We start from the raw sequence: 8259 nt of genomic DNA, 5'->3' as shown, positions 1-8259 counted from the left end.
GTCCAAAAAGGACGGGCGGGACGCCCATCCCACAATAACAATTAAAATTGTAAGTTATTTAATTCGCGATCCTAAGTACAGACCGTTACAATGCTCTCTCTAATACCCCCAAGTCTCGCAAACACCGCCTCGTTAATTCGATTCGATATTTAGCATCCTTACTGTTGAGTTTTTAAGTGATTGGGTAGAGAATTAAGCCTGATGTTTTTGATAATTTAAGAGCGATCGCACTTCACTCAAGAAAAGGCGATCGCCCTTAAAGATTATTCTTTCCAGTAACGGGTTAAAATCCGCATTACTTCGCCTGCGATCGGGGACGGTAAAGGCGGGCTCCATTCACCAACTTCTGCAAAACCCAAAACGTGCAGCAGATTGATGAGGCTTTCGACTCCTTTGGGAATCCCGCAAATCAACAATCGGATCGGTTGCTTGCCGGTGGGTGCGTCGGGAATTTCTTCCCGAAGGAGTTCGGGAACTGACTTTGGCTGTGATATCATGATTTTTAACTACGCAATAGTCGGATAGCGATCGCCCTTAAGTTTTCCAGGCCCAGGGGCGATCGCTTTTCCGTTTGTACATCCTCAGCATAGTTCATTTTCTGAACTTAGTCAACTGCCAACCTCAAATAATTTACCGTAGCGGTTAAATAAAGGATAGTGAAGGTTGCGGGATGGTAACATCAGCTTGCAAACTCCAGGCTATTAATTGAGCATCAACAGTGGTCATCCGTTGGAAATTGGCAGTTGTAATGGCCGAGCGTAATATCAGCAACAAAGAGTTGGCTGCTTTGGTGGGGATGCACCCAACTTCGTTTTCGAGACTCAAAACCCGCCGTCGCCTCACGAGAATTGACGAATCCACTCTCAATGCTCTGTGCAAAGCACTAAACTGCCAACCGGGCGATTTAATGGTGTATGAGGAGGAAAACTCCGATCGCACTTAAAAAACCGACTGCGGTTAGGAGTAGGGTTGACAGCGACGCACACTACACATTCGTGAAGCGAAGCTATCCCGTAGGGAATCGCACTATTTCCAGCGCAAAAACGCGAGCAAACTCAGCGACAAGGATCGATCGCACTCGATCGACCTCAATTCCGGGGATAAACTGCTCTAAACTGCCAACAGGTCGATCGGGAATCCCGCAAGGTACAATTTGCCCAAAACCTGCCAGATCCGGACAAACATTTAAAGCAAAACCGTGCATCGTAATCCAGCGGCTGACTTTAATGCCGATCGCACCTACCTTGCACCCATCCACCCAAACTCCAGTCATACCGGGAACCCGCGAACCCTTCAACCCCAAAACTTCCAGCACCCCCAGCAGCACTTCCTCCAACTGCCGCAAATACCAGTGCAAATCAGGCTGGTGACGGCGCAAATTTAAAATCGGATAGCCCACCAATTGGCCCGGACAGTGGTAAGTCACCTCGCCGCCCCGCTCAACTCGGTGCAGTTCCGCCCCAGTTTGGCTTGGGTCAAATTTCAGAAATTCCAACTTTGCTCCCATTCCCAAAGTGTAAACCGGCGGGTGTTCCAGCAAAATCAGGACATCTGGCAAATCTGGCTTGTCGCGGCGTTCTTGCACAAGTTTTTGCTGGATTTCCCAAGCTTGGGAGTAGGGAACTTGTCCCCAATCGAGGAGCAAGCAGGGTTGTGCATTTAACTGTTGAGGGATGAGAGGAGAAATCATGCAAAAAAGTCAATAGTGTTATTACGGAATATTGGCGCAGTTTAAATCAAGAATTGTCAACATATAATAAAAGATTTGGAAGATAAGTGTTTTCGAGAATACATAGTGCTACTGTATAAAATATACCGAAGTTACAGAAGGGAGGGAGCTCTATGAAGCTTGTTATCCAGGGTAAAAATATAGAAATCACCGATGCGATTCGCGAGTACGTCAATCAAAAGGTTGAAAAGGCAGTTAGCCATTTTCAAAATTTGACTACAGAAGTGGACATACATCTATCGGTGGCTCGTAACCCCAGGATCAATCCTAAGCAGACTGCTGAGGTGACAATTTATGCTAACGGCAGCGTTATTCGGGCTGAAGAAAGCACGGAAAGCCTGTATGCCAGCATCGATTTGGTTGCCGACAAGATAGCTCGTCAACTGCGGAAATTTAAGGAAAAACGCCACGACAACAAGACCCACAGTAGTGTTAAAACGGTTACGGCAGTTGAAGAACATCCTGTAGTAGCGGATCTAATTGGCGATCGAACTCCCGAACTTCCTGCTGAGGTGGTACGGACTAAGTATTTTGCTATGCCTCCAATGACTGTGCAACAAGCTTTGGAACAATTGCAGATTATCGATCACGATTTCTATATGTTCCGTAATGCGGAAACAGACGAAATTAACGTACTCTACGAACGCAAGACTCACGGTGGCTATGGAGTTATCCAACCCCGGCACAGCAACGGTAACGGTAATAGCAAAAATGGCAAAACTGCCGAAAGCGCTACATCTGAAAAATCGAGTGTTGCAAAAAGCTAGATAATTGCTGAGTGCTAATTGTTAATGGCTGCAAGCCGTTAGCAAAAAAGGACTAAAGTCCTTACTACGAACATGAAGTTCGTAGTGAGGACTTTAGTCCTTTCTTGGTTTTTTAAGATAATGGTTCGTAGTCACGACTTGGGCCATATTTCCTAGAGAAAACGGATGAACAATTATGCTATTGGAGTTAAGACAATTAAAGATTCAGCCGGGTCAGCAATTACTGGTTGAGGATGTTAACTGGCAACAATTTGAAAGTATTTTGGCGGAATTGGGAGAACGTCGTGCTTCCCGACTTTCCTATAGTAACGGACGGTTAGAAATTATGGTTCCTCTGCCCGAACATGAAAAAGCCAAGGAAATTATTGGCGACATGGTAAAAATTTTGTTGGAAACACGACAAATAGCATTTGAGTCGTTAGGTTCCACAACGTTGAAAAATGAACGCATGAGTCAGGCTGTCGAACCGGATACCTGTTTTTACATTCAAAATCAAGCAGCCGTTATAGGTAAAAATCGCCTCGATATGAGTGTTGATCCGCCCCCAGACTTAGCGATAGAAATTGATCTTACCTCTCGCACGCAGTTGGATAATTATCAAATTCTAGGAGTGCCGGAACTTTGGCGATACGCACGGCGAGGGCTACAAATCAACGTCTTGCAAGCCGAACAATATATTGAGTCTGATGTGAGTCCCACTTTCCCCAATATCCCCATTGTCGAACTGGTGAATCAGTACACTCAGCAGAGTCAAGTTGCTGGCAGAACCCGCGCTATTCAAGCTTTTAAAAATTGGGTACGGGAAAATCTCTAGTCTCAGAACTTTCTTCCTCACTACAAACAGTTAGTTCGCAGTCACGAATTTAGTTTTTTCTTGTTTTTTAGACAAGGAGGCATGAGGACTTTCGCAGGGCGGTTTCATTTTCTTGTAGGGGCAAACCCCCCGTGGTTGCCCCGATGCCTGAAATTCCCCTGAAATCATCTGTGGCTGGGGGCGGGCACGGGGGCACCGCCCCTACAAAATCCTGGTTTTCCGTAGGGGGCAATCCGACCCCTACTCCCCGTGGTTGCCCCGAAACAGCCCTGATTACTTTCGTCCTCACTACCAACAATATATTTAAGCAAATCCCTCTAACTTTTGATGGTTTCTAAAGTTTTGAGTGCTTCTGCAACGTGTGCTTTGAAGTCTAACATCGAGTCAAAAATATGCTTGACAACGCCTTCTTTGTCAATGACATAAGTTACTCTACCGGGCATAATCCACAGGGTAGCTGGAACTCCATATAATTGCCGCACTTTGTTGCCAGTATCGCTCAGCAGTGTAAAGGGTAGCTGATATTTTGCAGAAAATTGCTGGTGCGATTGTTGCGAATCTTCGCTAATTCCTATGACTTCTGCGCCTGCGTCTTTGAAGACTTCGTAGCTATCTCGAAAAGCGCAAGCTTGGGTGGTGCATCCGGGTGTGTCGTCTTTGGGGTAAAAGTAGACTATGACGTTTTTTTTACCTTTAAAATCTTTGAGGCTGACTGATGTGCCAGTTTGAGATGGTAAGGTAAAATCGGGTGCGGTGTCTCCTACTTTGACGGTCATGTTTTTTTAACTTAGTAGATATGTTTGCGGGAAATTTTAACTTTTGTTATTGTACAGTTTTTTGTGACCAATAGTTCGCAGTTGCGATCGCCCGCTGCGACAGCCTCCCATTTTTGCTTTCTCGCACTCCTAAAAAAAACCGTTTTTACACAATCTGGATGCAGCCGACGATTCGCAGTTACACGGATTAATTCGAGAGGCTTTTTTGAACCGCACATCCACGGGGATTAACGCAGATTCTTATTAACAATGGGATGGGCGACGCTGAAGCGTTACTACTGAGATGTTGCACCATTCTCAATAAGCCTTTTAGGAACAGGCTTTTCGGCCTGTTCCACAAAGAGTGAATTTTATTGTGGAACAGGCCGAAAAGCCTGTTCATGAGAATGGTGCGAGATGTGAGTTACTACAAAGTTATTTGTTATCTGCCTTTGGTTAAATTTTTCAATTCCCGCCAGATTGGAGGAATTTGGCCGGAGTGTGTGCGGGGCTGGGTGAGGATTCCTTGAGTAGGACTGAACAGCAATGATAGCACAAATAACCCCGATGCAACTAAAACTATTGCGGGCCCGGATGGTAAGTTATAAAAGTAGCTGAGATACATTCCGCTAATGCTGGAAATAACTCCGATTATTGCGCCTAAAATCATTACTTGGTGCAGGCGAGTGACTAGGAGATAGGCGGTACTTGCGGGTGTAATTAATAGGGACAAAACTAGCACTACGCCAACGGCTTTGAGGCTGGCAACTATTGTGAGGGCGATGAGTACCATCAGTCCGAAGTTGAGCAGGTTTACTGGCAAACCTGTGGCTTGGGCTCCTAATGGATCGAATGTGTAAAATAGCAGTTCTTTGTAAAAGAATACTACAACTAATAAGACTACGGCGACTATGACGGCTGTGTCGATCGCATCTTCAGCCGTAACCCCCAGGATGTTGCCGAAAAGAAAGTGGTTGAGGTCGATTTTGTTGTCTTTTTGGACGATCGTAATTAGGGTGATGCCGAGGGCGAAGAAGGCTGAAAATACGATGCCCATTGCCGCGTCTTCTTTAATTGTCGATCGAGCTTTGATCCAAGCTATGATTACTGTACTCAAAACTCCGGCAATGAAAGCGCCGATAAAAATGTTTGCTCCGAGGATAAATGCGATCGCCAATCCGGGCAAAACCGAGTGGCTGATGGCGTCTCCGAGCAAAGCCAGCCGCTGTACCATTAGGTAGCTGCCGACGATCGCGCAGACGATGCCGACGAGAATGGCAATTACGAGCGATCGCTGCATGAATCCGTACTGTAACGGCTCAATTAAGGTTTGTATCATAAAATTATAAAATCACACCTAACTGATGACTAACAACCAAACTAAACCGGTTTGATCTGAGATGTTGCACCATTCTCAATAAGCTTTTTAGGAACAGGCTTTTCGGCCTGTTCCACAAGAAAGAAAATTCACTCTTTGTGGAACAGGCATCTTGCCTGTTCTTGAGGCCTGTTCCACAAGAAAATTCACTCTTTGTGGAACAGGCCGGAAAGCCTGTTAAGCGAGAATGGTGCAAGATGTGAGTTGGATCTGAGATTTATCGTTGCCCAATTCAAGATTATCAAAAAAACCGCGTTCAAGAGTGTAACTCCTAGATTAATGACCAAGAATTTCTTGATGGTACCCGCCACGTGATTTATCCGTGGAATCCCAAATCGAAAATCGAAAATCCTCAAGCCCCCGCATTTATCCGTGGGGTCGCCTCGAAAATCTAAAATCTAAAATCTAAAATCGATTGACTGCTGGCTAATTAAGCGGCTTGTCCGGCAAAGAACATTACTTGTCCGCCGTAGGCGCGGTAAAGGTTTTCTTTTGTTAGCACTTCTTGGCGGGAACCAGCGGCAATCAATTCTGTATTTAGCAAAATTAAATCGTCAAAATTCGTAATTGATTCGCCTAAGTCGTGGTTGACTACTAAGACTATTTTCCCGGCATTTGCTAGCTCGTGGAAGATGTCAAAAATAATATTTTGAGTTTTTTGGTCAACGCCGACAAACGGCTCATCAAAGCAGAAAATAGCGGCTTCTTGGGCTAAGGCTCTAGCTAGAAATACTCGCTGTTGCTGTCCGCCGGAAAGTTGCCCGATCGGTCTGTCTTTGTAAGCACTCATGCCTACTCTTTCTAAGGCATCGGCAGCGGTGCGGCGGCTAGCTGCCGAGAAGCGGCGAAACCATCCGGCTTTTCTGACTCTTCCCATCATCACGACATCCCAAACGGTGGCGGGATAGTTCCAGTCAATTTGCGATCGCTGTGGCACGTAGGCTACTGTTTCGAGTCGATCGGCGATCGCTTCTTCGCCCCAGGTAACAGTGCCGCGATCGGCGGGAATTAAGCCCAACATTGCTTTGATTAGGGTGCTTTTGCCGGCACCGTTGGGGCCAATAATACCCGTCAGCCTTCCCGGTTTGACGGAAAGATTGATATCTCTGAGTGCCTCTACCGTGCGGTAGTTTACTGCTAAGTGCTTAACAGCGATAATTTCAGTGTCGGTAGCGCTGTCTTTGAGGTGGCAAACCATTTTAGACCAAGGATTCTCGTTGGGGAAGGCGGCGGTATTCATGGGGGTGAGTCTATCTCCTTTTTATTAAGTTTACTGTAAAAATGAAAAGAATATGAAATCATCGGTAAATAGGAATAATCTGGAACGCACGAGAGGTAGATAATGGGACAGTGCAAGCTCGAAACCCCTCAAACCATAGGTTTGGCGGCGAAAATCTCAAGTCGGTTAAAACTGATATCTTCCACCCTTCTCAATAACAGGCAAGATGCCTGTTCCACAAAGAGTGAGTTTTCTTGTGGGGTGGGCATCCTGCCCGCCCAGAACGGGCAAGATGCCTGTTCCACAAAGAGTGAGTTTTCTTGTGGGGTGGGCATCCTGCCCGCCCAGAACGGGCAAGATGCCCGTTCCACAAAGAGTGAGTTTTCTTGTGGAACAGGCATCTTGCCTGTTCCTAAGCAAGTAATTGAGAAGGGTGTCAGATGTGAATTAAAACCGACGGCAATTGTGAAGCAATCCGATAAAGGAGAGTTTAGCGGTGAGTCGGGGATTGAAACCGCCGCCCCTGGATGGGACAAGTCCAAGGCATTTTGGATTAGAACTATTGCTTGCGGCATTTTGACTGTGGGTTTATTTAGTTGCGCTCAAACCCAGACCAATAGCCTCTCTCCAGAGGCAGATGCTAAACCCAAGGTAGTTGCTACCAGCACAATTATTGAGGATTTGACCGATCGAGTAGCGGGAGGCGAAGTTCAGCTAACAGGAATTTTGCAGCCGGGAACCGATCCTCACGTTTACGAACCGGTGCCAAAAGATTCTCAAGCTTTAGAAGAAGCTAACTTAATTTTGTATAACGGTTACAATTTGGAACCGGGATTAATTAGGATGATGAATGCCGCCGGAATTAAGGCGCGGAAATTAGCAGTGGGGGAAGTTGTCAAGCCTTTGCTATTGAATAAACAAGGCAATACTGTACCAGATCCGCACGTTTGGGGAAATGTAGAAAATGTCGTTCAAATGGTGGAAGCGATTCGGGATGCGCTAATCGAACTGTCGCCGGAAGATCGGGAGAAGTTTACGCAGAATGCTGTGAAACTTACTGAAGAGTTAAAACGTTTGGATAGTTGGATCGAACAAGAGATTAAAACTATTCCCGAAAATAAGCGCGAATTAGTAACAACCCACGATGCTTTTCAATATTACAGCCGCGCCTACGGACTGGGAAGTGCTGGCAGTTTGATCGGGATTAGTACGGAGGAACAGCCGAGCGCTCAAACGGTGCAAAAGTTAGTAGAATCGGTGAAAGCTGCGGGAGTTCCTGCTATTTTTGCTGAGACTACAATTAACCCGCAACTGATTAGAACAGTGGCGGAGGAAGCGGGGGTGAAATTGGCGGCGCAGCAACTTTATTCCGATTCGATTGGGGCGCCCGGAAGCGAGGGCGATTCTTATGTGAAAATGATGTCGGCTAATACTCGCGCCATCGTCGAAGCTTTGGGGGGGAAATACACGCCGTTTGAAGTTAGCAAGTAGCAAGTAGGGTGCGTCAATCGATTTTAGATTTTAGATTTTAGATTTTAGATTGAAGCCTTGACCCCACGGATAAATTGGGGGGCGTGTTTATCGAATAGAGGTTTTC

At 46.1% G+C, this 8259-nt stretch carries 10 protein-coding genes; 4 read left to right on the top strand and 6 right to left on the bottom strand.

Translation table 11 applies throughout. From position 1 onward, the window contains the following. Positions 1 to 263 precede the first annotated feature (263 nt). Entirely contained in the window at positions 264 to 497 is a 234-nt protein-coding gene (locus QUA00_RS29380) for a hypothetical protein (RefSeq protein ID WP_333053920.1), read from the bottom strand. 221 nt (positions 498 to 718) lie between these two features. Between QUA00_RS29380 and QUA00_RS29375 the strand changes: the two genes are divergently transcribed. Next, the gene (locus QUA00_RS29375; RefSeq protein WP_333143057.1) at positions 719 to 943 is read left to right on the top strand and encodes a helix-turn-helix domain-containing protein; all 225 of its coding nucleotides are present in this window, start codon (positions 719 to 721) and stop codon (positions 941 to 943) included. Positions 944 to 1006: 63 nt separating this feature from the next. On the opposite strand, the gene lipB is transcribed toward QUA00_RS29375, so the two are convergent. After that, entirely contained in the window at positions 1007 to 1690 is a 684-nt protein-coding gene (gene lipB / locus QUA00_RS29370; RefSeq protein WP_333143056.1) for a lipoyl(octanoyl) transferase LipB, read from the bottom strand. Positions 1691 to 1842: 152 nt separating this feature from the next. Between lipB and hpf the strand changes: the two genes are divergently transcribed. Both hpf and QUA00_RS29360 read left to right on the top strand, forming a co-directional pair. Then, complete coding sequence (gene hpf, locus QUA00_RS29365) at positions 1843 to 2496, top strand: ribosome hibernation-promoting factor, HPF/YfiA family (RefSeq protein WP_333143055.1); 654 nt, start codon at positions 1843 to 1845, stop codon at positions 2494 to 2496. Between the two features lie 175 nt (positions 2497 to 2671). After that, entirely contained in the window at positions 2672 to 3310 is a 639-nt protein-coding gene (locus QUA00_RS29360) for a Uma2 family endonuclease (protein WP_333412048.1), read from the top strand. 317 nt (positions 3311 to 3627) lie between these two features. Here QUA00_RS29360 and QUA00_RS29355 read toward each other — a convergent pair whose 3' ends face one another. From QUA00_RS29355 to QUA00_RS29340, 4 genes are all read right to left on the bottom strand, one after another. Continuing rightward, positions 3628 to 4086 (bottom strand): peroxiredoxin, encoded by a 459-nt coding sequence (locus QUA00_RS29355; RefSeq protein ID WP_333148412.1) that lies wholly within the window; start codon positions 4084 to 4086, stop codon positions 3628 to 3630. A 421-nt stretch (positions 4087 to 4507) separates the two neighbouring features. Continuing rightward, positions 4508 to 5404, bottom strand: a complete 897-nt coding sequence (locus QUA00_RS29350) for a metal ABC transporter permease (RefSeq protein WP_333107437.1) — start codon at positions 5402 to 5404, stop codon at positions 4508 to 4510. A 469-nt stretch (positions 5405 to 5873) separates the two neighbouring features. Further along, complete coding sequence (locus QUA00_RS29345) at positions 5874 to 6683, bottom strand: metal ABC transporter ATP-binding protein (RefSeq protein ID WP_333286992.1); 810 nt, start codon at positions 6681 to 6683, stop codon at positions 5874 to 5876. A gap of 128 nt (positions 6684 to 6811) precedes the next feature. Beyond that, on the bottom strand, positions 6812 to 7063 hold the full coding sequence (locus QUA00_RS29340; protein WP_333412047.1) for a hypothetical protein: 252 nt from the start codon (positions 7061 to 7063) through the stop codon (positions 6812 to 6814). A 160-nt stretch (positions 7064 to 7223) separates the two neighbouring features. On the opposite strand from QUA00_RS29340, the gene QUA00_RS29335 reads away from it, so the two are divergent. Beyond that, complete coding sequence (locus QUA00_RS29335) at positions 7224 to 8153, top strand: metal ABC transporter substrate-binding protein (RefSeq protein ID WP_445305772.1); 930 nt, start codon at positions 7224 to 7226, stop codon at positions 8151 to 8153. The last annotated feature ends 106 nt before the right edge of the window (positions 8154 to 8259 follow it).

The organism is Microcoleus sp. T2B6, assembly GCF_036700475.1.
Classification (GTDB): Bacteria; Cyanobacteriota; Cyanobacteriia; order Cyanobacteriales; family Microcoleaceae; genus Microcoleus.
Note: the sequence above shows the minus strand (reverse complement) of the source record. Positions and strands in the feature narration are given on the sequence as shown.

Coding starts and splice junctions, on each gene's coding strand:
- QUA00_RS29355 (WP_333148412.1), bottom strand. CDS start 4,086: ATGACCGTCAAAGTAGGAGACACCGCACCCGATTTTACCTTACCATCT.
- lipB (WP_333143056.1), bottom strand. CDS start 1,690: ATGATTTCTCCTCTCATCCCTCAACAGTTAAATGCACAACCCTGCTTG.
- QUA00_RS29380 (WP_333053920.1), bottom strand. CDS start 497: ATGATATCACAGCCAAAGTCAGTTCCCGAACTCCTTCGGGAAGAAATT.
- QUA00_RS29340 (WP_333412047.1), bottom strand. CDS start 7,063: ATGCCTGTTCCACAAGAAAACTCACTCTTTGTGGAACGGGCATCTTGC.
- QUA00_RS29360 (WP_333412048.1), top strand. CDS start 2,672: ATGCTATTGGAGTTAAGACAATTAAAGATTCAGCCGGGTCAGCAATTA.
- QUA00_RS29345 (WP_333286992.1), bottom strand. CDS start 6,683: ATGAATACCGCCGCCTTCCCCAACGAGAATCCTTGGTCTAAAATGGTT.
- hpf (WP_333143055.1), top strand. CDS start 1,843: ATGAAGCTTGTTATCCAGGGTAAAAATATAGAAATCACCGATGCGATT.
- QUA00_RS29350 (WP_333107437.1), bottom strand. CDS start 5,404: ATGATACAAACCTTAATTGAGCCGTTACAGTACGGATTCATGCAGCGA.